Genomic DNA, 24,808 nt, shown 5'->3' with positions numbered 1-24,808 from the left:
CACGGGTGCATTCAGCCGAGCAATTCGGCGAGCGCCGCACGTGCGTTCGTCACGTGCTCCGCTTCGCCGGGCCGACCCGGCAGCAGATGAAATTCGGCCGACGGCAAGGCCGGTAAGCCGAATGAGGCGGGGCAGGGCATCAGCCCTTCGCCGATCGCCGATTCGTTCAGGCACGAAATCCCGAGGCCCGCCTTTAGCGCGAGTTGCAGCCCGGCCACGCCCGACGCCGAATGCGATATCAGATACGGCATGCACGCTTCGTCGAGCAGCCTCACCACCCGGCGCTGCAACTGGCAGGTCGAGGGCAGCAGCACGAGCGGCCAGGGCGGCGTGAGCGCGGGCCGCTCGCGCAGCGTTTGCGTCGCCCCTACCCAGACCAGCTTTTCACGCCGGATCGCCGCGCTTGCGGTGCTTTTGCGCGTGCTCCGGCTTTCTTCCACGAGACGCAGCGACAAGCCGATGTCGAAAGCATTCTCGTCGGCGCCGCTGTCGATGACGGCGCTCGGCAGCACGGTGACGTGCAGGCGCAGCCGCGGATGCTGGCTCGCGAAGCGCCGGAGGATTTCGGCGACGTCGTGCGGGCGGTAATAGTCCGTGATCGCGATGCGCACCTCGCCGTCGAGCGTGCGGCCGAGCATGTCGTCGAACGCGGCGTCACAAAGCGCGACGATGCGGCGCGCGTGCTCGAGCAGCTTCGCGCCTGCGGGCGTGGCGGCCATGCCCTGCTTGCTGCGCACGAAAAGCGGCTGGCCGATGCGCGCTTCGAGCTTCTTGAGCTGCTCGCTCACCGACGACTGCGAGAGGAACACGCGTTCCGCCCCAGCCGAGACGCTGCCCGCTTCCGTGACGGCGATAAACATGCGCAACTGCGCGAGATCGAAACCGCGTGCGTTCATGATCCATTCGGTCCGGGTCTTTCATGGTTCGGAAATTCCGAATATCAACATTGGAATTTCCCGCTTTTCCGATAGATGGTGCGCCTCTACGATGCCCTCAGTCAACCGCTTTTTCGGAGGCCATCATGGGACGCAGGACAACGCGCGGCGGTGCGGCGCATCGCTGGAAAGTGCTGGGGGTGGGCGTGGCGGCGAACGCGAGTTTTGCCGCCGCGCTCGGCGGCATTCCCGCCACCGGGGTGCTGATGCGCTCGGACTACCACATCGGCACCGGCGCGCTAGGCGTCGTGCTGGGCATGCTCGGGCTCGGCATCGTGCTGAGCGAGCTTCCATGGGGACTCCTGACGGATCGCTGGGGCGACCGGCGCGTGCTGCTCACGGGTCTCGTCACGACGGCGCTCGCGCTTCTCGCGATGTCGCTATGGGGCGCGCCCACGGGCACGCACGTCCCCGGTCCGACGACGCTCGCGGCGGGCTTGCTCGCGCTCGGCTTGCTTGGCGGCAGCGTGAACGGGTCCAGCGGGCGCGCGGTGATGGCCTGGTTTGACGTCCACGAGCGCGGCCTCGCGATGAGCATCCGGCAAACCGCCGTGCCGGCCGGCGGCGGGCTCGGCGCGCTCGTGCTGCCCGCGCTCGCCGAGCATGTGGGATTCGCGGCCGTGTTCGGCGTGCTGGCCTCGATGTGCCTCGTCTGCGCCGTGCTCACAATCGCCTGGCTGCGCGAGCCCGTGCACGAGAACGAAGCCGCGCACGCACCGCATGCTGCGCAGCAGATGGGCGCGCAGGAGGCGCGCGCGGCCTCGCCGCTGGGCAGCCCGAGCGTCTGGCGCATGGTGATGGGCATCGGCGTGCTGTGCGTTCCCCAGGTGGCGGTGCTTTCGTTCGCCGGCATTTTCCTGCACGACATCGGGCATGCGGGCACTGCGGCTGTCAGTGCGACGCTTACCGCAGTGCAGGGCGGCGCGGCCTTCATGCGCATCTACGGCGGGCGCTGGACCGATCGGCACGGCGAACGGCGCACCTGGCTGCGTGGCTGCGCCGCGCTGACCGTCGCGCTTTTCGCTGGGCTCGCCGTGTTGACCGCCTTCGCGTCGCCGGCGCATGGCGCAAGCGGCGCGCTCATCGTGCTGCTCGCCGCGTTGCTCGGGCTGGGCGGCATCGCCGCTTCGGCCTGGCACGGCGTGGCGTTCACCGAACTCGCGACGCTCGCGGGCCCCGGCCGCGTCGGAACCGCGCTCGCGATGGGAAACACCGGCGCATTTCTCGCTTTCTTCGTCGCGCCTTCGGTGATTCCGCTGCTGTTGTCGTGGTTTGCATGGCCGGCCGTCTGGACGGCAGCGGCGTGTTGCGCGGCGCTGGCGTGGCCCGCTTTCGCGATCCCCCGGGCGCGCAACTGCGCCGGACAACCCGGCGACGGCCGTGAACGGCCCCGGTCGCGCGCCGCAGCCTGATTGCGTCGCGCCTCAGATTCATCTCAACGAGGTACGCGATGGTACGAAATGTTTCTTCAAATGCTCGCTGATTGCGCATAAAGCACATGCAAACGCGAATAAAGAGACATATCGTTTCGGAAATCTCCGATTTCGACCACAGGTTTTCAATGGTCAGATAAATGACTCTGCTGCATCGCCGCTTGCCGGCGCGCCCACCCGGCACGCCGCGCCCTCGCAAAGCCACCTCGAAGGAGATCCAGTGTGAAGCTACGTGTCGTTCTGGCGGACGATCATCCGTTCGTTCTGCTTGGCGTTCGCGCCATGCTCGCCGCTGGAGGCGACATCGAGGTCGTCGGCGAAGCCTGTGGCGCGAGCGAATTGTTCGAAGTGCTCGAAATGGTGACGTGCGACGTCGTGGTAACCGACCTCACCATGCCGGCGGTCTCCGGTGAAGCCGGAGACGGTTTGCGTCTCGTGCGGCGGTTGCGCCGCGAGTGGCCAGGCGTCCGCGTGGTCGTGCTGACGAGCGTTGCGAACGGCGCGGTTCTGCGCGCAGTGGCGCACGCCGGCGTGACCGCCATGCTGCGCAAGAGCGAGCCCATGGACGATCTCGCCGCCATCGTGCGAGGCGCCGCACGGGGGCTTGCCCATGTCAGCCCGGCTATCGAGCGTGAACTCGCGGCCGCCGATAGCGGTTCCGAACTGCACGTGCCGCGCTTGACGCCGCGCGAATCGGAGGTGATCCGCAAGTTGGCCGGCGGCAGTTCGGTTACGGAAATCGCACGCGCGCTCGGCCGCGACGTGCGCACGGTGAGCAGCCAGAAGCGCGAGGCCATGGCGAAGCTCGGCGTGAGCAACGACGCGGGACTCTTCGCCTTTGTCAGGGCGCACGGACTGCTATGAATCGGCCTTCTCTCCCGCCGGCGCGTTGCGCCGCCACAGCAACGCCTTTGCCATCGCTGTTGCCATATGCGCTGGGCAAGCACGACGAGCCGCGCGTCGCCCTGGGCGGCACGGCCGTGGCGGCGGCCCCCGGTACGCCCGATGTGGCCGATGTCGCGGCGCCAGTGCGCGTGATCGTCGCCGACGATCATCCGCTCGTGCTCCATGCGCTGGAAAGCCTTCTCGCGAACTGTCCCAACCTGCATATCGTCGCGCGCGCGCAGAGCGTGGCTGAACTGTTCGAAGTCGCGGCGCAGCACGCCTTCGATCTCGTCTTGATGGACCTGTACATGTCGCTGCCCGGCGAACTGGACGGCCCCGAGGCGATCCGCGCCTTTCGCGGCAAGTTCCCGCACAAGGCTGTGGTCGTGCTCACCATGGAATGCGAAGCCTCGGTGTTGCGCAAGGCCATCGAGCTCGAGGTGGACGCGGTGCTCAGCAAGCGTGACCGCATCGACCTGATCCCGCTTGCAATCGTGTCTGCGATGGCGCGCGAGCATTATGTCGGGCCGGTCGTGCGCGATTTGCTGGCCGAAGCGGCGCGCGCGGAACGGCGCGAAGAGGTCCATCGCGTGCTAACGCGGCGTGAATTCGAGGTGATCACGCACTATGCTGCGGGACTCGGCGTGACGGAAATCGCGGGCCTCCTCGGGCGCAGCGTCAAGACGATCAGCGCGCAGAAATGCGCGGCCATGAAAAAGCTCGCGCTCAACAACGACATCGAGCTCTATCGCATCGCAGTCGAATGCGGCGTGACGTAGAGCGGACAAGCCTGAGTGCGCCTGCGCACGCAAGGTCTCACATGCAAGATATCCGTGCCGTCCGAGACAAGCTTCCTCGCGCGGACAAGCCGCTGCGCGTGATCGTCGCCGACGACCACGCGTGCGTCCGGCTTGGCGTGGCGAACCTGTTGCACGCCACGGCGCGCGCCGTCGTCGTAGGCGAGGCCGGCGACGCGCTCGCGCTCGCGAAGCAACTCGACACGACGGCCTGCGACGTCGTCGTCTCCGATCTCTGCATGCCGGGCCTGGACGGCGAATTCAGTTCGCTCGCCCTGCTGCGGCGCCTCGTGCGGGCCCAGGGCGAGCCGGCGGTCGTCGTCCTGACCATGGTGTCGACGCCGCAAGTCCTCACGGGCTTGCTGCATCAGGGCCTCGACGTGCTCGTCGACAAGCGCGACGTGGTGCACGATCTCCTGCTCGCCGTTGCCGCCGCGCACGCACGCGCGCCATATCTGTCAGGTCACGCGCGCGACTCACTCGAACGGGCCGGCGCCGCCTGCGCGCCCTGCGCGGGCGTGCCGAGCGCGCGCGAATGGGAAGTCTTCCAGCTTTACGTACAGGGCATGTCGGTCCGTCAGATCGCCCATCGGTTTCAGCGCAGCAACAAAACGATCAGCGCCCAGAAGCGCAGCACCATGCGCAAGCTGGGGCTTGTCACCGAGCGCGATGTCGTCGACTTCGCCACGCAGGTGGGGCTCACCTGATTCACTTCGGGACGCGGGCCTCTCGATCTTTTTCCTATGTCTGTCGGAATTTCCCTTGCCTTGTCTGGCGCAACGCCGCGTGCATTTTCGGAGTTGTCCTATCTGATTGTCGGGATCGCCTCCTCATAATTCCAAGCTCGACGCGTGGTCCGTCAGATATTGCCGCCTCGGCAATGCGATCGTTGAGCGGCCACGTCGGAAAAGGTCCAGGAGGCTGTCCGCCAGTCCGACGGCTTTTGTGCGAATTCCTGGCGGACACGGAGGCAGAACGATGAAGCTCGGTAAGCGTTTGGCGGTCGAGGGCGCAGGCACGGCGTGGCTCGTGTTCGCCGGTTGCGCAGCGACGGCGCTGAGCGCGAGTCTTCCCGCGCAGGGCTGCAACATGCTCGAAATGGCTGTGGCGTTCGGCTTCGCACTCACGGTGGCGAACTATGCGGCCGACCGTGCGGCGAGCGCGCACTTCAATCCGGCCGTCACGATCGGCTACGCGGTGTCGCGGCGCTTTCCCGTGCGCGACGTCGGACCGTACATCGTGGCGCAAACCCTCGGTGCCATTCTCGGTGCGGCGTTGCTGGTGCGCGTGGCGAGCGGACGTCCCGGCTTCTCTGTCGCGGTTTCCGATTTCGGCAGCAACGGCTACGACGATCATTCGCCGACCGAATACGCGGTGTCCGCCGTATTCATGCTCGAACTCGCCATGTCATTCGCATTCGTCTACGTGCATTTGCTGATGTCGAGCACGGCGGCGCGGCGCAAGGCGGCGCCGCTCGCCGTAGGGGCGTGTCTTGCCGCCATCTATCTCATTGCCATCCCGGTGAGCAACGGCGGCGCGAACCCGGCGCGTTCGACCGGTCCCGCGCTGTTCGTCGGCGAGTGGGCGCTCGACCAGCTCTGGCTCTTCTGGGCGGCGCCGATCCTCGGGGGCGCCGCGGCCGGCATCGTGTACCGCCTCGTGAGCCGCCAGCATTCGCAGGCCTTATCCGCGCAACTGCGCGATGGCATCTGAACCCCATATGCCATATGGCGCTTGCCGATGAGGTCGATTCTCCGCATCTTCGGTGCGTGGGTGCGCCGCGCAGCAGGGTGGCGGCCGAGCGTGCTCGCGCTCGCCGTGATCTTCGCGCTCGCACGTTCCGAAGTGGTGGCTAGCGCCCCGCCTTCGTGTGAACCGCTCAGCGAGGGCACGGAATATTCCCGGGAGATCGCCACGGCGTTACCGCCCAAGCTCGTCGTGGGCGTCGTGGCAGGGGGGTGGGCGCCGCTCGAAGTCTTCGACGGCGCCACGCTCACTGGCTTCAGCGCGGACTATCTGCGCCTGCTCGCTGGCGCGGGCGTCGAGCTTCAGCCGCGCGTTTTTCCGGACATGCCGGCCTTGCTCGCGGCGGCTTGCGCGGGCGATATCGATGTCGTGATGAGCCTCGCGCGCACGCCGTCGCGCGAGCGCTGTTTCGCCTTCACCGTGCCTTATCTGACGGGCACCACGGCATTCGTCACGCGCGCCGGCTACGAGCCGCTTGCCACGCAGCCCTCGCGTCTCGCACACGCGACGTTCGCGGTCGAACGCGGCTATGCCCTCGAATCCGCATTGCGTGCGCGCTTTCCCTCGGCGCGAATCGATACTTTCCCGAGCACGGACGCCGCCTTGCGCGCTGTCGCCCAGGGCGCGGCCGACGTCTACGCGGGCTTTGCGCCGGTGACGCGCTATCAGATGACGCTCGCAGGATTTCGCGATCTGCGCGTTGCCTTCGAGGAGCGCGGCCGCATGCGCGAGTTGCGTTATGCCGTGCCGGTTTCGAAGCCGGAACTGCGCGACCGGCTCGACCTTCTTCTTGCCGGCGTGCGGCCTGCCGCGGCTGCGGCCGTGAGGGCGCGCTGGCTCGACGGCGGCGAGCGCCAGGACGCGTCGTCGTCTGCGTTCGTTCTGAGCGCCGACGAGCGCGCGTGGCTGCGCGCCCTGTCGCCCGTGAAAGTGGGCTACGACGCCGGATGGTTTCCGTTCAGCTACACGAACGGGGCGCGCGAGGCGTCGGGCATGGCCAGTGACTATCTCGACTATCTGGGCCGCACGCTTGGCATCACGTTCGAACGCGTGCCGATTTCCCCGTGGACGCGCGTCGGGGACGCACTGCGCAGTGGCGAGATAGCGCTCGCCGCGACCTCGGTGAACGACGGCGTGCTCGGCCCCGACGTGCTCTATACGGAGGCGTTCGAGCACTATCCGCTCGTGATGGTAGGGCGTCGCGACGCACCGATGGCGCGCTCGCTCGCCGACTTCGCGGGCCGCCGCATCGTGCTGGCGCCGCACGTTCCGGAACTGCGGAAATTGCTCGGCGCGCGCGACGGCGGCGAGATCGCTGCGCAGGTCGTGCGCGCCGTCAGCCTCGATGCGGGGCTCGCGATGGTCGCGCGCAATGAAGCCGACGTGCTGGTGGGCAACGCAGCCGCCCTGGACGCACCGCTCAGCGGCGCCTATCTCGACACGCTGAAGGTGCTCGGCGCGGCGGGCGTCGACGAATCGGCGGCCTTCGCCGTGCGCTGCGACCTCGCGCCGCTCGCGCAGCTCATCGATCGCGCGCTCGGCGCGATGTCCCCCGTCGAACAGCAGCAGATCCGCAACCGCTGGACCGCGGCCGTTTCCACCCGCGACGGCGGCTGGAGCGTCAACGCGCTGCGGCTCCTGCCGCTTCTCATCGTGTTTGGCGTGCTGCTGCTCGTCACGATGCGCGCCTATGTGCTGCTGCAGCGCGAGATGAAGCGGCGGCGGCGCGCCGAGCAGGTGCTCGCGCGCCAGGTGGAGCTGCAGGACACGATGATGGAGATGATCCCGTATCCGCTCGGCGCGCGGAATCTCGAGGACCGCTACCTGGCGGTCAATCGCGCCTATGAGGAGGCAACCGGCCGGTCGCGCGCCCAGTTGCTCGGGCATACGGGCTCCGCCGTCACGGCATGGGGCCCCGGCGACAGCCGACGCATGGACGAGCTCTACCAGCTCACGATCGTCGAAGGCGAGAGCCAGCGAGTCGAATTGCGCTTCGAGAATGCCGACGGCGGCGTCCGTCACGGCATTTTCTGGACGCGCCTGTGCCGCGACCCGCAGGGCGCGCCGTTCTGCGTGCTCGGCACGATGATCGACGTCACCGACATTCGCCACGCCGAACTGCGCGCACGCGAGTCGGAGCGGCTGCTCTCGGAGGTCACCGGTTCCCTGCCGGCGATCGCCTTTCAGTTGCACCGCGCGCCCGACGGCCGTTACTCGTTTCCGTACATCGGCGGCGACACGGCGCGGCTGCTCGGCGGTGCCGTCGAGGCGCTGCGGCACGCCAGCCCGGTCGATCTTTCGCGAGTGTGGCGGCACGACCGCGCGCGGCTCGCGGCGCGGCTCGAACGTTCGGCGCGCCGCTTCTTGCCGGTGCACGCCGAATTCCGTTTTCACGGCGCGGCGGGCCTCGTCTGGGTGCGAGCGGAATTCGCGCCGCGCCGCGCCGAGGACGGTGGGATCGTCTGGACCGGCTACGCGGTGGACGCCAATGTCGAGCATGCGCGCGCCCAGGAGCTCGAGCACGCGCGCGACATGGCCGAGGCGGCCTCCCGTGCGAAGGACGACTTTCTCGCAATGATGAGCCATGAGATCCGCACGCCGATGAACGGCGTGCTCGGCCTCGTCGAGGTGCTCGAGCGCACGCCGCTCAATCCGGACCAGGCGCAGATGGTCGGCATGGTGCACGAATCGGCGGGCGCGCTGCTGCAGATCCTCGACGACCTGCTCGACTACTCGAAGATCCAGGCTGGCCATCTGGTGATCGAATCGCAACCGTTCGACGTGCGTCAACTCGTGGACAACGCCGTTGGGCTGCTCGCCGCGCGCGCGCACGAGAAGGGGCTGAAGGTGCGCGTGAACGTGGAGCCGGATGTGGCGGCCGTCCTGCGCGGCGACAGCGTGCGGCTGCGGCAGATCCTCTTCAACCTGCTCAGCAACGCCATCAAGTTCACGCTGGAGGGCGAGGTGAGCGTGCACGTTCGCGCCAGCGACCTCGACGGCCGCGCCGATGCGCCGGTGCGCCAGCGGCTTTCCGTTTCGGTGTCCGACACCGGCATCGGTATCGCGCCCGAGGCGCAGGCGCAACTCTTCGAGCCCTTCGTTCAGGCCGAGACATCGACCACGCGGCGCTTCGGCGGCACGGGGCTGGGCCTCACGATCTCGCGCAAGCTCGCGGCGCTGATGGGCGGCGGGCTCGAACTGCAAAGCGAACTCGACCGTGGGACCCGCCTGACGCTGCACTTCGAGTTGCCGGTGGAAGTGCGCAGCGGCGCGGCCGACGGCCTGCGAGGCAAGCGCGCACTCGTCGCGTATGAGGACGCGAACGTCGCCGCCGCGGTGATGCATTTTGGCGCCGCGCTCGGCATGAAGATGCGCCGTGTCGCACCCGCCGATCTCGCGCGCACGGCGAGCGTGGGCGACGCCGACATAGTGTTCGCGTCGCAAGCGCTTGCCGGCGATCCCGGCAAGCTGCCGATGCCTGTCCTCTGCCTGACGGAGAATCCGAAACCGACCGGCTATCGCGTCGCGCAGAGCGGTGTGCGCGTGAGCGTCAACCCGCTGTCCTGGCGCGGCCTGAGCGCCGCCTGCGCGATGGCGTTGGCCGGTCTGCCCGTCACGGCAGCCGGGCCGGCGCGTGCGGCCGTCAATGGGGAGAGCCCGTTCGCCGCTTCGGAGCGCGGGCAGGAACTGGCTGCCGGCCGCCTCGTGCTCGTGGCGGAAGACCATCCGGTGAACCAGGAGCTGATCCGCCATCAGCTCGCGTTGATCGGATTCGCATGCGACGTCGTCGACGACGGCGCTCAGGCGCTCGAAGCGCTGGCCGAGCGCGAATACGGCTGTCTCATTACCGATTGTCATATGCCGAACGTCTCGGGCTACGATCTCGCGCGGCGCGTGCGCGAAACGGAACAGGCCGCTGGCGGCGGCCTCCGTTTGCCGATTATCGGGATCACCGCCAATACGGCGCCCGAGAACCTCACGCGATGCCGCGAGGCCGGCATGGATGACTGCCTCATCAAGCCGACGCGTGTGGCCACGCTGCGCGAGCACCTCGCGCGCTGGGTCGGCACGGCAGTCGTGCGGCGCGCCGTGCTGGACGAAACTGCGGGACCGGGCGCGGGACCAGGCGCGAGTGCCGGGCAAGCGGAGCCAGGCAAGGGTTCCGTGGCGGATGCCGGTTCCGGGACTTCCGCCGACAAGCCGGCGCACGCACGCGCGTTCGAGCCGCTGGATCTCGCGCACATGATCCAGGTCTGGGGCGGCGAGGCGACGGTGAAGACGTTGCTCGACTCGTTCGTTTCGGCGATGCGCGACGACCTCGACGCCTTGCCGCCGCTCCTCGAGCAGGCGGACGTCGAGCGGCTGCGCGGATGGCATCACCGGCTCGTGGGTGCCGTGGGGGTGCTGCAATATCCTGCGCTGCTTGCCGAACTCGAGACATTTCGCCGTCACATGAACGGTCACACGGCGGAGCAGTTGCGCGTGGAGGGCTATGCGCTCATTCGCACCTGCCAGGCGATGCTGGGGGCCATCGAGCAACAGGCAGCGCTGCTCGCGTGAATGGCGCACATCAAGAAAGGGGCGCACAGCGAAAAGCAGGCAAAAAAAACGCGGCCGAAGCCGCGTTCAAGGTTGGAGACCCTTCGATGAAGAGTCACTTCTCGCGGTTTCCAGCTTAGTCGGCACGCGACGAGAAATCGAGATAAATCCGGGCAATTAACTATTACAAGAAGTGCCCGTAATAGCGCTCGCCGATGCGCACGACATGGCGCGCTCGCGAAACCATTCGACGGTGAAGTCCACGAACGATCGCGTTTTTGCCGGCACGTGACGGCGGCCGGGGTACACGAGCGAGAGTTCCTTGTCCGCATCGCGGATGTCCCAGCCGGCGAGCACGCGCAAGAGCGAGCCTTTTGCGAGATCGGCGTCCACCTCGTTTGCGGGCAGGATCGTGATGCCCATGCCCGCGATCGCGGCCTGGCGCAGCATCGCCGAATTGTTCACCGCATAGGCGGGCTCGATCGACACCGGCTCGCGCGCGCCGTCGGGGCGCGCGAAATGCCATTCGTTGCGGTGAACGTCGGCGGAAGGCGCGAGCAGCGCGTGCCGGACGAGATCGGCCGGGCGTTGGGGCGCCGCCTGGCGCGCGAGATAGGCGGGCGAGGCGACGGCGACGGGTGCGACGCTCACGAGCGGACGCCGAATGAGCGTGCCGCCGCTCACCTGGCGCGACGCGACGATGCCCGCGTCGAAACCTTCTTCGATCAGGTCGACGGCGCGGTGCAGCAGCGTGAGCGAGAGCCGGACTTTCGGAAACGCGGCGAGATACTGCTTGAGCATCGGCGTGAGGTCATGCAGCGAAAACGACGCGTGCGCGACGACGCGCAGCGTGCCCGACGGCACGGAAACGCCTTGTGCGATATGCGTTTCGATGCGTTGCAGATCGTCGAGAAGCCGGCGGCAGCCTTCCGCATAGGCAGCGCCTGCCTCGGTGAGCGACGCGGTGCGCGTGTTGCGGTTGATGAGCCGCGTTTCGAGATGTGCTTCGAGCAATGCCACGTAGCGCGTGACCACGGCGTTCGACATGTTCAGGCTCGTCGCCGCGCGGCCGAACGAGCCAAGCTCGGCGACGCTCACGAACACGCGCATGGCCTGAAGCTGGTTCATGTTTTTTGGGGGGGACACGGGACGGACGAGGGCTGCGATGAAAAGGAGGGTAAAGAAAAGGGGAAGAAGCTGATGAGGCGCGCTGGCGCTAGCCGTGACGGATAGTACCGACGCGTGTCGGGCAAGCGGAATGGGAATCGTCCGAATCGAGACGCTATCCAGAATTTATTCCGTTGTTTCATGGCAACGCTTTATTTGGATGCCGAACTAATTGAATCTGTGCGAGAAAAAGCGAGATAGGCCGCGAGCGTTGAGGAACAAGCGTTTGAAGGTGAGCTGCGGGGGAATTCGATTAATTCGAAAAGGCTTTTGCGGAGCTCAAGGATGGCTCGTCCAAAAGCCGCGCCCATAAACTTCGCAATTCAAATCAATGCGGTGATGCGCTCACCGCGCCACGGAATCGCTATGCCGGCGTGAGGCCGGCGACGGCATCCACTTTTGCCGAAAGGCCTTGCATCGAAGGAAGCATATGAAAAAGAACCTGGCTATCGCGGCGGCAGTCGCCGCGACTTTTGCATCGGCGTCGTACGCGCAAAGCAGCGTCACGCTCTACGGTATCGTCGATGCCGGTTTCACGTACACCACGAACGTGAACGACAACGCCAATTATGCTCTGACGAGCGGCAACATTCAGGCGAGCCGTTGGGGCTTGCGCGGCGTCGAGGATCTCGGCGGCGGCCTGAAGACGATTTTTACCCTCGAAAGCGGCTTTGACGTCATGAATGGCCAGCAAAACGGCGGCCTGTTCAATCGTCAGTCGTACGTCGGCCTGACGCAAGAGCAATACGGCACGCTCACGTTCGGCCGCCAGTTCGACTCCATGTTCGATTATGTCGGCCCGCTCACCGCCGTCGGTACCTGGGGCGGCACCTACATGGCGCACATCGTCGACAACGACGACCTGAACGGCACGTTCTCGCTCAACAACGCGGTCAAGTACGCGAGCCCGAATCTCGCCGGCTTCCAGTTCGGCGGCCTCTACGCATTCTCGAACCAGGCCGGCGGCTTCGCCGTCAACCGCGCGTATAGCGCCGGTATGAGCTACGCGTATGCGGGGCTGCGTCTGGGCGCCGCCTACACGCAGATCAATGGCGTGAACGGCAACGGCGGCGGCGCCGTCCAGGGTTCGCCGTTTGCGAACACGTTCGGCGCATTCGGCACGAGTAACCGTCAGCGCAACTGGGGTGCGGGCGCAAGTTATGCCTACGGTCCGATGATCGGCGGCGTCGTATTCACGCAGTCGCGCCTCGACGACCCGGCCGGCAATTCGGTGCGCTACAACAACATCGAAGGCAACTTCCGCTACAACCTGACGCCGGCCCTCGGCATTGGCGCGATGTACACCTACACGAACGTGAACGGCTCGAACTCGGTGCTCTACGCGAACGGCAGCAACTCGGCGCACTGGCACCAGTTCGGGCTGCAAGCCGACTATGCGCTCTCGAAGCGTACCGACGTGTACCTCGAAGGCGTCGGCATGTGGGGCGCGGGCGAGAACGCAGTGGGCATCACGCAGGTGGGCTTCCGGGGCAACGCGAACTTCTCGTCGAGCAAGAACCAGGGGATTGTCACGACGGGTATCCGTCACCGCTTCTAGGAATTCCGGGCGTCGCGGTTCCGGGCGGGATGGTGGCAAACCTCGCCAGCGTCGCGAGCGGGAATGCGTAGCACCGGAAGGTAAGAAGGTAGTACCCGGGTTGAAGGGCGCCGCTTGCGGCGCCTTTTTTTTTATGGCGCGCGTCTTACGTCGCGCTGACACCGGCGTATCGGACGCCCCCGGCCGATTTGCTCTAGCATGTGGTAGCGCGGCTGCGCGCCTTCCGGTGCAGCGCGCCACAACAACAGGAGAAATTGCATGAAAGCGCTTCTTCCGCTGCAGCTCGCTCTCGCCGTGTGTGTCTTTGCCGCCAGCGCCGCATTCGCCGATACCGTCGCACTGAAGGCCGATCTCGAACCGTCCAGCGAAGTGCCGCCGCGCGTGAGTCAGGGCCACGGCCTGCTCAACGCCACGTTCGACACCTCCACGAAGTCGCTGAACTGGACCATCACCTACGAGGGTCTGTCGGGCCCGGCGACGGCCGCTCACTTCCACGGCCCGGCGCCGGTCGGCCAGAACGCGAACGTGCAGGTGCCGATTCCGAAGGGCCAGTTGGCGAGCCCGATCAAGGGTTCCGCCACGCTCAACGAGCAGCAGGTCACCCAGCTAATGGGCGGGCAGTGGTATTTCAACGTTCATACGGCGCAGAACCCGTCAGGCGAGATTCGCGGCCAGGTGCTGCCCGCCAACTGACCAACTAACCGGCGCACGGCGTTTCGCCTCTCGGGGTGTTCTGCGCGCGTCGCTCGTTCCGGCAATCGCGGTCCGGTTGCGGGACGGTATCGATTGATCCCCGGTCGATCGCCGCGGAGGGCTGAGCCGATGAGCTGGCAAAGCAGGCTGATCTGCGGGTTCTTGCGCCGCACTTTCTTGCCACAAACGCGCAAGTCGATCGATGTCGCGCGCGTGCGCATGCTGACGGCAAGGCGCATCTGGACGCCAGGCGTGCCGGGCGGCTGGCGGCTGCGCGAACAGTACGATGCATCCGATGCGCCGTTGCGCGGCGAGTGGCTCATACACGAGCGCTCGCCCGCCAGGTGCACGGTCCTTTACCTGCATGGCGGCGGCTATTACTTTTGCTCGCCGCGCTCGCAGCGCGCGATTTCGTTTGGTCTCGGCGAGCGTGCGGGCGCCGATGTTTTCTCGCTCGACTATCGCCTCGCGCCCGAACATCCGTTTCCCGCGGCGCTCGACGATGCGCTGGCCGCCTATCGGCACTTGCTGGCGAGCGGCACGCGCGCCGACGCCATCGTGTTCGGCGGCGATTCCGCGGGCGGCGGGCTCGCGCTCGCAACGCTCGTCGCGCTGCGCGACGCGGGCGATCCGCTGCCCGCCGGCGCGGTCCTGTTTTCTCCGTGGACCGATCTCGCGGCCACGGGCGCATCGATGCGCGAAAACGACGGGCGCGACCCCATGTTCAGCGGCGAGGTCTTCGCGCGCATCGCGCCGCTCTACCTCGGCACGGCAAGCGCGACCGATCCCTATGCGTCGCCGCTTTATGCCGACTTTCGCGGCCTGCCGCCGTTGAGCCTCTTCGTGGGCAGCACCGAAATGCTGCTCGACGACACGCGTCGTGTAGCCGAGCGCGCGAGCGCCGCCGGCGTGGCGGTGGAGTGCGAGATTGCGCGCGGTCTGCCGCACATCTGGCCGATCTACGCGCCCTTCATGCCCGAAGCGCGCCGCACGCTCGACGCCGCCGCGCGCTTCGTGCGCCGCGTGACCGCCGCGGATGCGCCTAGCGGCGCGCGATCCGGCCCGTCTCAGTCGAGCGAGACGTCGATCGCGTCGTAGGCCTCATGCACGGCGGCTTCGCCGTAGCGGCGCTCGAGGCGGCGCACCGTGAAATGGCCGTGGGCCACCTGCTGGAAATGATCGATGAAGACGGTGTTGACCATCGCGCCGAGCACCGCGCCGATGGCCGGAATCGACTTTGCCGCGACCTGCTCGCTCACCTGCACGGAGAACCGCGCGGCCACCGTCTGCACGAGCTTGAGGAGCGCCGCGGAGCCGTGTGCGGCGAAGCCCTTCGCCGCCATCTCGGACGATGCCTTCGACACCGCGTTCGCGAGCGCCCCCCGCACGATGAAATAGCCGAAGTCGGCTTCGTCGTCGTCAGTCGAGCGTCCCCCCATGCCGAACACCGTCAGGCATTGCAACTGGGTGCCGGCGCTCGCCAGATCTTCGCCTTCGCTGCGCGCGATGTCGCAGATCGAGCGAAACATCAGCGTGGTCGTGACGGGCAGCTCGACCGGCAGCGCGAAAAGGCCGAACGCCCCGCCCGCCGCGCCAGTGGTCGCCACGGCGAACTTGTGCAGCAGATTGCCCGGCTTTGCGCTCGCGCGCGGGCCCGGCTTGCCGAGCGTCTTCAGCGCGAGTCGCAGGCACTGGCGCAGTGCCGTTTGCGTCGCGTCGGTCACCTTCTCGTTTGCGACGCCGGGCAACCGCGCGATCAGCTTCTCCACCGGCGAGCCCACGAGTGCCGCGAGCTTCATGCCGAGCGGCGGCGTTTCGAGCTGGTGCCTCGCGCGCCGCAGCGCGTCCAAATCGGCCTCGGAAAAGGCCGCGGCAGCGCCCTCGCGGGACGCAGACGCTGAAACTGGTTCCATGACACTCCCGGAATTGGCCGCTCGATGCCCCAGTGTAGTGGATCGAGCCATGCTATGATGCCAAATCTTTGACGAGTCAACCGTTGCTGGATCAAAAATGGCCGTTCATACCGCCGCCCACCATTCGAGCGGGCAGGTCCTGCCGTTCCGGGAGTCGCTGCTCGCGATGCTCGGCGTTTCCTTCGTGACGATGCTGGTCGCGCTCGACCAGACCGTCGTGGGCACCGCGCTGCCCACCATCGTCGCCGAATTGCGCGGCTTCGAGCTTTACGCCTGGGTCGCCACGTCCTATCTCCTCACCTCGGTCATCACCGTCCCCATTTTCGGACGGCTCGGCGACTATTACGGGCGCAAGCCGTTCGTGATCGCGTCGATCGTCGTCTTTACCGGCGCTTCCGTGCTGTGCGGCGCGGCCAACAGCATGCTGTTCCTCGTGATCGCGCGCGGGCTGCAGGGGATTGGCGGGGGCATGCTCGTGGGCACGGCGTTCGCCTGCATTCCCGATCTCTTTCCCGACTCCGTCGTGCGCCTGCGCTGGCAGGTGCTGATGAGTTCCGCGTTCGGCATCGCCAACGCGATCGGGCCGTCGCTAGGCGGCTTTCTCACGCAGTACTGCGGCTGGCGCTCGGTGTTCTATGTGAACTTGCCCGTGGGCCTGCTTTCGCTCTTTTTCGTCTGGCGTTATCTGCCGCATCTGCGCCATGTGGCGCACGAAGCGCGCATGCGGCTCGACTGGCCCGGCGCCCTGCTCATCGCGCTCGCGCTCGGCAGCCTGCAGCTTTTCGTGGAGCGCCTGCCGGGGCACGGCCTTACTGCCTCGGCCATCGGCCTGCTCGCGCTCTCGCTCGCCGCCGGCTGGGCGCTGTGGCAGTGGGAGCGGCGCTGCCCGCAGGCGATTTTGCCTGTCGACATGTTCCGCAACACGAGCCTCAATGCGCTTTTCACGCTCGCCGTGCTGGGCGGCTTCACGATGTTTTCGCTGCTGTTCTACGCGCCGCTGCTGTTCCAGGGCGGCTTCGGCATGACGCCGAAGGAAGCGGGCGTCGTCATCACGCCGCTCGTGGTGTTCATCACCATCGGCAGCATTGCGAACGGGCGCATCGTTTCGCGCATCAGCAATCCGAACCTGATGCTCTATATCGGCTTCGCGATGATCGCGGCGGCGTGTTTCGCGGTGTCGCTCGCGACGCGCGGCACGCCGCGCGGTCTGCTCATGGCGCTCATGATCGTGGCGGGCGTCGGTCTCGGCTTCGTGATGCCCAACCTCACCGTGTTCGCGCAGCAGACCGCCGGGCGCGAGCATCTGGGCATCGCCACGGCGTTGCTGCAGTCGCTGCGCATGATCGGCGGCATGATCGGCACGGCGCTCACCGGCACGATGGTCACGCAGCACTATTCGAGCGGCGTGCAACGCGCGCTCGACGCCGATCGCGCCATGCACTGGCTGCCGCAACTCGCCGACCCGCAAATCCTCATCAACCAGGACGCGCAGGCTTCGCTCATCGCCGACCTCGCGCATGCCGGGCACAATGGCGCGCTGCTGCTCGAAGCCGCGCGCGAGGCGCTCGTGGGCGCGATTCACCTCGGCATTGCGGTGGCGGCGGTGATCGCGGCGGTGTCGATCTGGCAGACGCGGCGCGTGCCGCCGGTCAAGCTGCAGCGCAAAGTGGAGCCCGTGATTCACGCGGATTGAGCGCGCCCGCGCGCGGACAATACCTCGGCGAATGCGCCGGCAGGAAAATCAAGCATGGAAATTCAGGATCGCATCGCCATCGTCCAGCAGTTCGGTCGGACCTACCGCGCGTTCATGTCGGCGTTCGAGGCGCAGGTCGGCCATCCGCTGCCGCGCTGGCGCATTCTGCTCGCGCTTTATGAGCAGAACGGCGAGTCGTCGCAAAAGCGGCTCGTCGAGCGGCTGCGCGTGGATCCGGGCGCGCTCACGCGACAGTTGAAGGCGTTGGAAGCGCTTGGCTGGATCGCGCGCCGCGCCGACGAGCGCGACAACCGCATCACCAACGTGACGCTCACCGAAGCGGGCCGAGGCGTCGTCGAAGAAGGACTGCCGCGCCGCAACGCGTTCCTGAACTCGACGATGTCGTTGCCCGACGACGCACTTGCGGCGCTTTCGGGCGCGCTGGGGATGATGGAGGCGCGCATCGGCGAGGCGGCGACGGCGGCGCAGGTCGCGCAGGCGCAGGAGACAGCGCCCGAAGCGGGCTGAAGCCGCTCGATGCGCGCGGCGCCGCCGCCGCGCCTCGTTCGGGAACGACGGACGCCGCGATCAGAAGAACGTCTCGATCACTTCCGTCACGCGATATTTCGCATCGACCATCAGCACCTGGCGCCACTTGTCGAACGTGAGGCAGGGGTGCGAGATGTCGAACGCGATCATGTCGCCGACCTTGATGTCCGCGCCCGCCGGAATCTTCAGGTAGGCGTGCTGATCCATCATCTGGAACACTTCCCAGCCTTCGCCGGAAGCCACGTCGCGCGGCGTGCCGCCGTTCGCGGGACGATAGTGGCGCGAGGGCTCCGGAAAGCCTGCGTCGAATGCGGCGTCGCGCTTGCCGAAGCCGACGATGGCGCGGCCAGGCTCCGGAATCGACTGCACATAGGCCCATAGCTGCAGCGCGGGCAGGAGCGCCACGCCCATCTCGCGCGCCACCGGATTGCGCGTGAGAATCTGCGACTGAGCCTGCTTGTAGACGCCCACGTCGTGCGTCACGTAGCAGCCCGGGCGCAGCACCACGTCGATCGTGCCCGCCTGCGTGGCCGGCGCGAACTCTTGCGCGACGACGTCGTACCAGGCCGAGCCGGCGCCCGAGAGCAGCGCGGGCGTGCGCGCGAAGCGGCCCGCCTCGGCGAGCTCCTGCGTGACGTTCAGCGCGTCGCGCAAGAAGGTGCGCACTTCGCTTTCCTCCTTGAGGATGCCCTCGTAGATTTCCACGCCCGCGAGCTTGAGCGAGTCGGGATAGCGCGCGATGGCCGCGAGCACGGCGTTGCGCGTGTCGGCGTCGCGCACGCCCGTGCGGCCGCGCGGCACGCCCAGTTCCAGCAGCACCTGCAGCGTGCGGCCCGACGCGCGGAAGAACTCGCCGAGCTGCTCCACGCCGTCCACCGAATCGACGAGGCAGAAGAAGTCGAAGGTCGCGTCGCTGAGCAGTTCCGCGATGATCGCCATGTTGCGGCGGCCGACGAGCTGGTTTGCCATCAGCACGCGCGAGATTCCGCCGCGGTAGGCGGCGCGCGTCTGGTGCGCCGTGGCGAGCGTGATGCCCCACGCGCCCGTTTCGATCTGGCGGCGAAAAAGCTGCGGCGCCATCGTCGTCTTGCCGTGCGGCGCGAGCTTCACGCCGTAACGCGTGACGAATTCCTGCATCCACTTGAGGTTGTGTTCGACCCGGTCCGCATAGAGCACCGCCGCGGGCAAGCTCACATCTTCTTCGAGCAGATTCCATTCGAGGCGTCCGGCCTCCCCGAGCGGCACGCTTGAGCCGGGCACGTTGCCGAGGCCCTTGCTGTCCGGGTCGATCGTTGCACTCTGATAGTTTGTAACTCTCATTTCCCTTCGCTCCATACACTGCGTTGCGCCGATCCGGCCGTTCCTCGTGGGACCAGCGTTGACTCGGAGATAGTACACAAAGTAACATCGCTTCGTGAATTGTTATTTATTAACAGGCCCTCTGCGATGAATACCGCCGCCGACCCGGCCCGCTTCGACATCGTCGCGCGCATCGCGCAATGCGTACCGGACCTGCGTCCGGCCGAGCGCGATGTCGCCGCGCTGATTCTCGACGATCTCGCCGCCGCGGCGCGCGCGAGCATCGGCGAGCTCGCGCAGCGCGCGGGCGTGAGCATCGCGTCGGTCACGCGCTTCGCGAAGGCGGTGGGCTGCCACGACGTGCGCGAACTCAAGCTGCGGCTCGCGCAGGCCGCGGCCGTGGGCGAGCGCTTTCTGCGCGTCGCCGCCGCTGGCGCCGGCGAAGGCGACGGCAAGATGCGCTCCGAAGCGCCCGAGCCGCTCGCCACGCGCGTCTACGACGAAATTCACGCCGCGCTCGCGCGCAATCACGAGTTGCTGCGCCAGGCGCCGTTTGCCCAGGCCGCCGCGGTGCTCGGAGCGGCGCGCATGATCTACGTGTTCGGCATGGGCGGCGGCTCGAGCGCGCTCGCCGACGAAATGCGCTTTCGCCTCGTGCGCCTCGGCCGTCCGGTGGCGTCTTACCAGGATAGCCTGTTGCAGCGCATGGTGGCGAGCACGCTTTCGCCCGATTGCGTGGTCGTCGCGCTTTCCGTAACAGGGCGCGTGCCCGAACTGCTCGACGCATGCCGCATCGCACGCGATTACGGCGCGAAGCTCGTCGCGCTCACCGCGCCCGCGTCGCCGCTTGCGGCGCTCGCCGACTGGCTCGTGCCGATCGTCGCGAGCGAGACCGATTTCATCTACAAGCCATCGTCGTCGCGTTACGCGATGATGATGGCGCTCGACGTGCTCGTGACCGAACTGGCGCTCGCGCAACCCGAGGAAAGCCGCGAGCTGCTGCGCCGCATGAAGCACACGCTGGACACGCATCGCGGCGGCGGCGAACGCCAGCCGCTCGGCGATTGAGCGTCACACTGAGGAGAACGCGCATGCATTCGCATCCCGAAGCCGCTGACACGCTGATCGTCGGCGCCATGCTTTACGACGGCACCGGTGCGCCGCCCGTCGAACGCGACGTGGCGCTGCGCGATGCTCGCATCGCCGCGATCGGCAATCTGTCGAACTGGCTCGCGGAACAGGTGATCGAGGCCAACGGGCGCGCGCTTGCGCCGGGTTTCATCGACGTCCACACGCACGACGACACCCATGTGATCCGCGCGCCGCAGATGCTGCCCAAGATCAGCCAGGGCGTGACGACGGTGGTGGTCGGCAACTGCGGGATCAGCGCGTCGCCGGTCACGCTCAAGGGCGATCCGCCCGATCCGATGAACCTGCTCGGCGCGCGCGACGCGTTCGGCTATCCGACCTTTTCCGCCTATGTGGACGCCGTGAACGCGGCTCGGCCTGCCGTGAACGTGGGCGCGCTGATCGGCCATACGGCGCTGCGCAACAATCACATGGACGACCTCAGGCGCGCCGCCACCGGCGACGAGATCGCGGCCATGCGCGCGCAGCTCGAAGACGCGCTCGCGCACGGCGCGCTCGGCCTTTCCACGGGGCTCGCGTACGGTTCGGCATTCGAGGCTTCGACCGAAGAGGTCGCCTCGCTCGCGGAGCCGCTCGCTGCCGCGGGCGCGCTCTACACGACGCACATGCGCACCGAGTTCGACGCGATTCTCGAAGCGATGAACGAGGCGTACCACATCGGCAAGCATGCGCGCGTGCCGGTGGTGATCTCGCATCTGAAATGCGCGGGTCCGTCGAACTGGGGGCGCAGCGCGGAGGTGCTCGCATCGCTCGACAGCGCGCGCAAGTATCAGCCGGTGGGCTGCGACTGCTATCCGTACAGCCGCAGTTCCTCGACGCTGGACCTCAAGCAGGTGACGGGCGATATCGACATCACGATCACGTGGTCCACGCCGCACCCGGAGCAGGCAGGCAAGCTCATCAAGGACATCGCGGCCGAATGGGGCGTCTCGCAGCAGGAGGCGGGCAAGCGCCTGCAGCCGGCGGGCGCGGTGTACCACAACATGTCCGAAGACGACGTGCGGCGCATTCTTTCGCACCCGGCCACGATGGTCGGCTCGGACGGCTTGCCGAACGATCCCCTGCCGCATCCGCGCCTGTGGGGCGCATTCCCGCGCGTGCTCGGCCACTACGCGCGCGACGCCGCCTTGCTGCCGCTCGAAGAGGCGGTGCGCAAGATGACGGGGCTTTCCGCGCGGCGCTTCGGCCTTTCGCAGCGCGGCGAGGTGCATGTGGGCTGGTACGCCGACCTCGTGCTGTTCGACCCCGCCAAAGTGCGCGACGCGGCGACCTTCGACAAGCCGCAGCAGGTGGCCGAAGGTATCGACGCGGTGTGGGTGAACGGCGTGCTCTCGTATCGCGGCGGCCAGCCCACGGGCGAGCGCGCGGGCCGCTTCGTCGCCCGCGGCAAGCGCGAGGCGCAGGCCGGGGCGAGCGCCTTCTAGGGCCTGTTCGCGCCAACAACGGGCCAGCCCGTGGAATGAATTTTTTTAATTTGGGAACGTGCCTGTTATTGGTGTGAACAGGCTCCCAGGCAGTCACCCTCGACGGAATCCACGCAATTTCGACCCCCGGCGCGCATGGCTGCGAAAGCCACGCGCGCCGCACGATCTCAAGGAGCAAACGATGAAACGAATTGGAGCGGAAGGCGGCAAGGGCCAGGGCGGACAGCATCTGCCGTTCGCGCGCGCCGTGCAAGCCGACGGCTGGCTGTACGTCTCGGGCCAGACGCCGATGGAAGGCGGCGAGGTGATCAACGGCGGCATTGTCGAGCAGTCGCACAAGGCCATCCAGAATCTTTTCGCGATCCTGAAAGAAGCGGGCTATGGCGCGGAACACGTGGTGCGCTGCGGCGTGTGGCTCGACGACGCGCGCGACTTCACGTCGTTCAACAAGGTGTTTCGCGAGTATTTCGGCGAGCATCCGCCCGCGCGGGCCTGCGTGCAGTCGAGCATGGTGGTGGACTGCAAGGTCGAGATCGACTGTGTGGCTTACAAGGCGCCGGCCGGGAAGTAAGGGAGCGCCGCAAGCAGGGCCGACGTCTCATGAGGCGTCGATGAAAGCGGCTGCCGAAGTCATCGGCAGCCGTTTCTTTTTGTGCGGCGCCTCTGGTTCCGTCCCTTTAGGCATTTGGCCCGGTCACGTCGTTTCGCCTGATTTCCCAATATATGAGCGACCCAATCACATATTGGAAAACTCGAAAAAACCTGCCTAAAATCCACTCCATCCGACAGGCCGCCGCTCACACATGTGCGGCAAACACCGTCGGCAGACCCAGATAAATCCGGCGCACGCGCAAGACGCGGAGCGAACCGGACCGCAAAGGAGACGTCCGCCATGCTTCAGCCTGCGCATTGCGCGGCCACGCGCCGCCCGCCGCAACACGTCCAACCGGCGCTCGCCGTCCCGGCCCCGGACCGTCTCCCGAAGCAGGGCTTGCGCGCCGTTTGACGGCACGCGCCTCCGACCGTCTCCTTCATCGCACTCGCCATGAACAAAGCGATGTCATCGACCCTCGCCGCGAACCTCCCCGACGAGGCCGTCGCGCCCGCGGCCTCCGCGCAGGCGCAGCCCAAAACCCGCGCCGCCGCCGATGAAATCGGCCTCGCGAGCACGCTGCTCGACGGCTCCATGCAGCAGGCGGGCACCCAGACGCTCCTGCGCGGCCTCGCGATTCTCGAAGCGGCCGCCGCCGGCGTGCGCGATCTGCGCTCGTTCGGCGCCGTGCTCGGCACGACGCGCAGCACCACGCACCGGCTCGTTTCGAGCCTCGTGCAGGCGCGCTACCTTCGTCAGGTGCAAGGCGGCTATCTGCTCGGGCCGAAGCTCATCGAACTCGGCACCATCGCGCTCGAACAGATGCCGCTCACGGCCGTCGCCCGCGCGCATCTGCAGGCGCTCGCCGACGAAACGCTCGACACGATTCACCTTGGCGTGCGCGACGGCGACGACGTGCTCTACATCGACAAGATTCCGGGCCAGCGCGGGCTCGAAATGCGTTCGCGCGTCGGGCACCGCATGCCGCTCGCTTCCACGGGTATCGGCAAGGCCATGATGCTCGACCTCGCGCCGCAAACATGGCGCGAGCTGTTCGACGCGTCGCGCCGCACGCTCGCGGGCGTGAGCTTCCGGCCCGATCACAGTCTCGAACCCGATACCTTCCTCAAGCGCATGGCGACTTACTCCGCGGGCGGGTACACGTTCGATCTGGAGGAGAACGAAATTTCGATCCGCTGCGTGGCGGCGCCGGTGCGCGACGCCTCGGGCGCGATCGTGGCGGCGCTTTCGGTGGCGAGCACGATCCCCTACATGCCGCTCGAACGCATGGACGAACTGATTCCGGTCGTGCAGCGCGAGGCGCGGGCGATTTCGCAGGAACTCGGCTGGCGCGCGCCGCAGCCCGCCGCGCGCAGGATTCGCCGATGACCCCGCGCGAGAAGGATGCAACCGGCGCGCCCGGCGACGGCGCAGCCGCGCTGATCGCGCTCGACTGGGGCACGACCTCGCTGCGCGCGTACCTGTTCGATGCGGCGGGCAAGGTGCTCGACACGCGCGTCTCGACGGCGGGAATCATGAACCTGCCGGTGCCGGCCGAAGAGGGCGGCTTCGACGTCGCCTTCGACGAAGCGTGCGGCCTGTGGCTCGGCGAAGCGCCTTCGCTCCCGGTGCTCGCCGCGGGCATGGTGGGCAGCGCCCAGGGCTGGGTGCAGGCGCCCTACGTCGAAACGCCTGCCAGCGCGCAGGCGCTGGTGGCCGGCATCGTTCGGGTGCGCGCGGCAAGCGGCGCCGACGTGGCCGTCGTGCCCGGCGTGCTCGAACCCGGCGCGCTGCCGAACGTGATGCGCGGCGAGGAAACGCAGATCTTCGGCGCGTTGGGCGCAGCGCGTGACGAGGCCGCGCCGCAGACGTCGCTCATCGGCTTGCCGGGCACGCATGCGAAGTGGGTGGTCGTGGAGGGCGAGCGCATCGCGCGCTTCTACACCTTCATGACCGGCGAGGTCTACGCGGCGCTGTGCGCGCATACGATCCTCGGGCGCACGATGAAGCATCCCGCCGAGCCCGATACGGCCGCGTTCCTGCGCGGCGTAAGCGTGGCGCGCGAGCAGGGTTGTGTGGGCCTGCTCGCCACGGCGTTCAGCACGCGCACGCTCGGCCTCACAGGCCAGCTTGCCGCCGAGGAGCAGCCCGACTATCTGTCGGGCCTCGTGATCGGGCATGAGCTGGCGGGCCTCGAGGCGGCGCTCGCGCGGCGCGACGTGGCGCTCGCCGGCTGCGCGCCGCAACTGATCGGCGCCGAAGCGCTGTGCGAGCGTTACCGTCTCGCGCTTCGCGCGTTCGGCTGCGGCAACGCGCGGCCCGTGCTGCACGCGACGGAACAAGGGCTGTGGCGCATCGCCGTGCAGGCCGGGCTCGTCGTGCCGCGCCAGGACACCCGGCAGGCCTGATCGCCACCGTCGCCGAATGGAACCGACA

Annotated in this window: 20 protein-coding genes; 16 read left to right on the top strand and 4 right to left on the bottom strand. The window is 67.5% G+C overall.

What is annotated here, in order from left to right:
- Nucleotides 1–11 precede the first annotated feature (11 nt).
- Nucleotides 12–896, bottom strand: a complete 885-nt coding sequence (locus BLU17_RS01285; RefSeq protein ID WP_091993368.1) for a LysR family transcriptional regulator — start codon at nt 894–896, stop codon at nt 12–14.
- Nucleotides 897–1,021: 125 nt separating this feature from the next.
- Here BLU17_RS01285 and BLU17_RS01280 point away from each other — a divergent pair, with 125 nt between their 5' ends.
- From BLU17_RS01280 to BLU17_RS01255, 6 genes are all read left to right on the top strand, one after another.
- The gene (locus BLU17_RS01280; protein WP_091993365.1) at nt 1,022–2,347 is read left to right on the top strand and encodes an MFS transporter; all 1,326 of its coding nucleotides are present in this window, start codon (nt 1,022–1,024) and stop codon (nt 2,345–2,347) included.
- Nucleotides 2,348–2,590: 243 nt separating this feature from the next.
- Nucleotides 2,591–3,232: a response regulator gene (locus tag BLU17_RS01275; RefSeq protein ID WP_091993362.1), complete on the top strand. Its 642-nt coding sequence runs from the start codon at nt 2,591–2,593 to the stop codon at nt 3,230–3,232.
- 47 nt (nt 3,233–3,279) lie between these two features.
- Nucleotides 3,280–4,032, top strand: a complete 753-nt coding sequence (locus BLU17_RS01270; RefSeq protein ID WP_342713792.1) for a response regulator — start codon at nt 3,280–3,282, stop codon at nt 4,030–4,032.
- A gap of 41 nt (nt 4,033–4,073) precedes the next feature.
- On the top strand, nt 4,074–4,757 hold the full coding sequence (locus tag BLU17_RS01265; protein WP_091993357.1) for a response regulator: 684 nt from the start codon (nt 4,074–4,076) through the stop codon (nt 4,755–4,757).
- A 271-nt stretch (nt 4,758–5,028) separates the two neighbouring features.
- Nucleotides 5,029–5,763 (top strand): aquaporin, encoded by a 735-nt coding sequence (locus tag BLU17_RS01260; RefSeq protein ID WP_091993355.1) that lies wholly within the window; start codon nt 5,029–5,031, stop codon nt 5,761–5,763.
- Nucleotides 5,764–5,790: 27 nt separating this feature from the next.
- Nucleotides 5,791–10,356 (top strand): ATP-binding protein, encoded by a 4,566-nt coding sequence (locus BLU17_RS01255; RefSeq protein ID WP_091993353.1) that lies wholly within the window; start codon nt 5,791–5,793, stop codon nt 10,354–10,356.
- A 156-nt stretch (nt 10,357–10,512) separates the two neighbouring features.
- Here the strand turns inward: BLU17_RS01255 and BLU17_RS01250 are convergent, their stop codons facing one another.
- Nucleotides 10,513–11,463, bottom strand: a complete 951-nt coding sequence (locus BLU17_RS01250) for a LysR family transcriptional regulator (RefSeq protein WP_091993350.1) — start codon at nt 11,461–11,463, stop codon at nt 10,513–10,515.
- A gap of 469 nt (nt 11,464–11,932) precedes the next feature.
- Here BLU17_RS01250 and BLU17_RS01245 point away from each other — a divergent pair, with 469 nt between their 5' ends.
- The 3 genes from BLU17_RS01245 to BLU17_RS01235 all read left to right on the top strand — a co-directional run bounded on the left by BLU17_RS01245 (nt 11,933) and on the right by BLU17_RS01235 (nt 14,851).
- Nucleotides 11,933–13,060 carry a porin gene (locus BLU17_RS01245; RefSeq protein ID WP_091993348.1) on the top strand — a complete coding sequence of 376 codons (1,128 nt, stop codon included), beginning with the start codon at nt 11,933–11,935 and terminating at the stop codon, nt 13,058–13,060.
- Between the two features lie 258 nt (nt 13,061–13,318).
- The gene (locus BLU17_RS01240; RefSeq protein ID WP_091993345.1) at nt 13,319–13,753 is read left to right on the top strand and encodes a CHRD domain-containing protein; all 435 of its coding nucleotides are present in this window, start codon (nt 13,319–13,321) and stop codon (nt 13,751–13,753) included.
- 129 nt (nt 13,754–13,882) lie between these two features.
- Nucleotides 13,883–14,851, top strand: a complete 969-nt coding sequence (locus BLU17_RS01235) for an alpha/beta hydrolase (RefSeq protein WP_091993342.1) — start codon at nt 13,883–13,885, stop codon at nt 14,849–14,851.
- Here the strand turns inward: BLU17_RS01235 and BLU17_RS01230 are convergent.
- Entirely contained in the window at nt 14,821–15,666 is an 846-nt protein-coding gene (locus BLU17_RS01230) for an EcsC family protein (protein ID WP_091993340.1), read from the bottom strand. The genes BLU17_RS01235 and BLU17_RS01230 overlap by 31 nt on opposite strands.
- Before the next feature lie 97 nt (nt 15,667–15,763).
- Here BLU17_RS01230 and BLU17_RS01225 point away from each other — a divergent pair, with 97 nt between their 5' ends.
- Both BLU17_RS01225 and BLU17_RS01220 read left to right on the top strand, forming a co-directional pair.
- Nucleotides 15,764–17,359, top strand: a complete 1,596-nt coding sequence (locus tag BLU17_RS01225; protein ID WP_091993336.1) for an MDR family MFS transporter — start codon at nt 15,764–15,766, stop codon at nt 17,357–17,359.
- A gap of 54 nt (nt 17,360–17,413) precedes the next feature.
- Nucleotides 17,414–17,887, top strand: coding sequence for a MarR family winged helix-turn-helix transcriptional regulator (locus tag BLU17_RS01220; protein WP_091993333.1), 474 nt, complete (start codon nt 17,414–17,416; stop codon nt 17,885–17,887).
- Between the two features lie 60 nt (nt 17,888–17,947).
- Here BLU17_RS01220 and BLU17_RS01215 read toward each other — a convergent pair whose 3' ends face one another.
- Entirely contained in the window at nt 17,948–19,228 is a 1,281-nt protein-coding gene (locus BLU17_RS01215; RefSeq protein ID WP_091993331.1) for an amino acid deaminase, read from the bottom strand.
- A 126-nt stretch (nt 19,229–19,354) separates the two neighbouring features.
- On the opposite strand from BLU17_RS01215, the gene BLU17_RS01210 reads away from it, so the two are divergent.
- From BLU17_RS01210 to BLU17_RS01190, 5 genes are all read left to right on the top strand, one after another.
- Nucleotides 19,355–20,275, top strand: coding sequence for a MurR/RpiR family transcriptional regulator (locus BLU17_RS01210; protein ID WP_091993329.1), 921 nt, complete (start codon nt 19,355–19,357; stop codon nt 20,273–20,275).
- A 23-nt stretch (nt 20,276–20,298) separates the two neighbouring features.
- Entirely contained in the window at nt 20,299–21,780 is a 1,482-nt protein-coding gene (locus BLU17_RS01205; protein WP_091993327.1) for an N-acyl-D-amino-acid deacylase family protein, read from the top strand.
- 181 nt (nt 21,781–21,961) lie between these two features.
- A complete protein-coding gene (locus tag BLU17_RS01200; RefSeq protein ID WP_028209375.1) occupies nt 21,962–22,351 on the top strand; it encodes a RidA family protein in 390 nt (129 codons plus the stop codon).
- Nucleotides 22,352–22,825: 474 nt separating this feature from the next.
- Nucleotides 22,826–23,761, top strand: a complete 936-nt coding sequence (locus tag BLU17_RS01195) for an IclR family transcriptional regulator (protein WP_091993324.1) — start codon at nt 22,826–22,828, stop codon at nt 23,759–23,761.
- Entirely contained in the window at nt 23,758–24,780 is a 1,023-nt protein-coding gene (locus tag BLU17_RS01190) for a 2-dehydro-3-deoxygalactonokinase (protein ID WP_091993322.1), read from the top strand. The genes BLU17_RS01195 and BLU17_RS01190 overlap by 4 nt, the downstream gene beginning before the upstream one ends.
- The last annotated feature ends 28 nt before the right edge of the window (nt 24,781–24,808 follow it).

It is taken from the genome of Paraburkholderia lycopersici, assembly GCF_900096975.1.
Classification (GTDB): Bacteria; Pseudomonadota; Gammaproteobacteria; order Burkholderiales; family Burkholderiaceae; genus Paraburkholderia; species Paraburkholderia lycopersici.
The sequence above is the reverse complement of the archived record's forward strand: the minus strand, read 5'-3'. Positions and strand labels throughout refer to the sequence as shown.

Excerpts from the sequence above, each read along its gene's own strand:
- BLU17_RS01210 (WP_091993329.1), top strand. The coding sequence starts at position 19,355 with ATGAATACCGCCGCCGACCCGGCCCGCTTCGACATCGTCGCGCGCATC.
- BLU17_RS01255 (WP_091993353.1), top strand. The coding sequence starts at position 5,791 with ATGAGGTCGATTCTCCGCATCTTCGGTGCGTGGGTGCGCCGCGCAGCA.
- BLU17_RS01225 (WP_091993336.1), top strand. The coding sequence starts at position 15,764 with ATGGCCGTTCATACCGCCGCCCACCATTCGAGCGGGCAGGTCCTGCCG.
- BLU17_RS01245 (WP_091993348.1), top strand. The coding sequence starts at position 11,933 with ATGAAAAAGAACCTGGCTATCGCGGCGGCAGTCGCCGCGACTTTTGCA.
- BLU17_RS01240 (WP_091993345.1), top strand. The coding sequence starts at position 13,319 with ATGAAAGCGCTTCTTCCGCTGCAGCTCGCTCTCGCCGTGTGTGTCTTT.
- BLU17_RS01205 (WP_091993327.1), top strand. The coding sequence starts at position 20,299 with ATGCATTCGCATCCCGAAGCCGCTGACACGCTGATCGTCGGCGCCATG.
- BLU17_RS01280 (WP_091993365.1), top strand. The coding sequence starts at position 1,022 with ATGGGACGCAGGACAACGCGCGGCGGTGCGGCGCATCGCTGGAAAGTG.
- BLU17_RS01200 (WP_028209375.1), top strand. The coding sequence starts at position 21,962 with ATGAAACGAATTGGAGCGGAAGGCGGCAAGGGCCAGGGCGGACAGCAT.
- BLU17_RS01220 (WP_091993333.1), top strand. The coding sequence starts at position 17,414 with ATGGAAATTCAGGATCGCATCGCCATCGTCCAGCAGTTCGGTCGGACC.
- BLU17_RS01235 (WP_091993342.1), top strand. The coding sequence starts at position 13,883 with ATGAGCTGGCAAAGCAGGCTGATCTGCGGGTTCTTGCGCCGCACTTTC.
- BLU17_RS01265 (WP_091993357.1), top strand. The coding sequence starts at position 4,074 with ATGCAAGATATCCGTGCCGTCCGAGACAAGCTTCCTCGCGCGGACAAG.
- BLU17_RS01250 (WP_091993350.1), bottom strand. The coding sequence starts at position 11,463 with ATGAACCAGCTTCAGGCCATGCGCGTGTTCGTGAGCGTCGCCGAGCTT.
- BLU17_RS01260 (WP_091993355.1), top strand. The coding sequence starts at position 5,029 with ATGAAGCTCGGTAAGCGTTTGGCGGTCGAGGGCGCAGGCACGGCGTGG.
- BLU17_RS01195 (WP_091993324.1), top strand. The coding sequence starts at position 22,826 with ATGAACAAAGCGATGTCATCGACCCTCGCCGCGAACCTCCCCGACGAG.
- BLU17_RS01285 (WP_091993368.1), bottom strand. The coding sequence starts at position 896 with ATGAACGCACGCGGTTTCGATCTCGCGCAGTTGCGCATGTTTATCGCC.
- BLU17_RS01190 (WP_091993322.1), top strand. The coding sequence starts at position 23,758 with ATGACCCCGCGCGAGAAGGATGCAACCGGCGCGCCCGGCGACGGCGCA.
- BLU17_RS01215 (WP_091993331.1), bottom strand. The coding sequence starts at position 19,228 with ATGAGAGTTACAAACTATCAGAGTGCAACGATCGACCCGGACAGCAAG.
- BLU17_RS01230 (WP_091993340.1), bottom strand. The coding sequence starts at position 15,666 with ATGGAACCAGTTTCAGCGTCTGCGTCCCGCGAGGGCGCTGCCGCGGCC.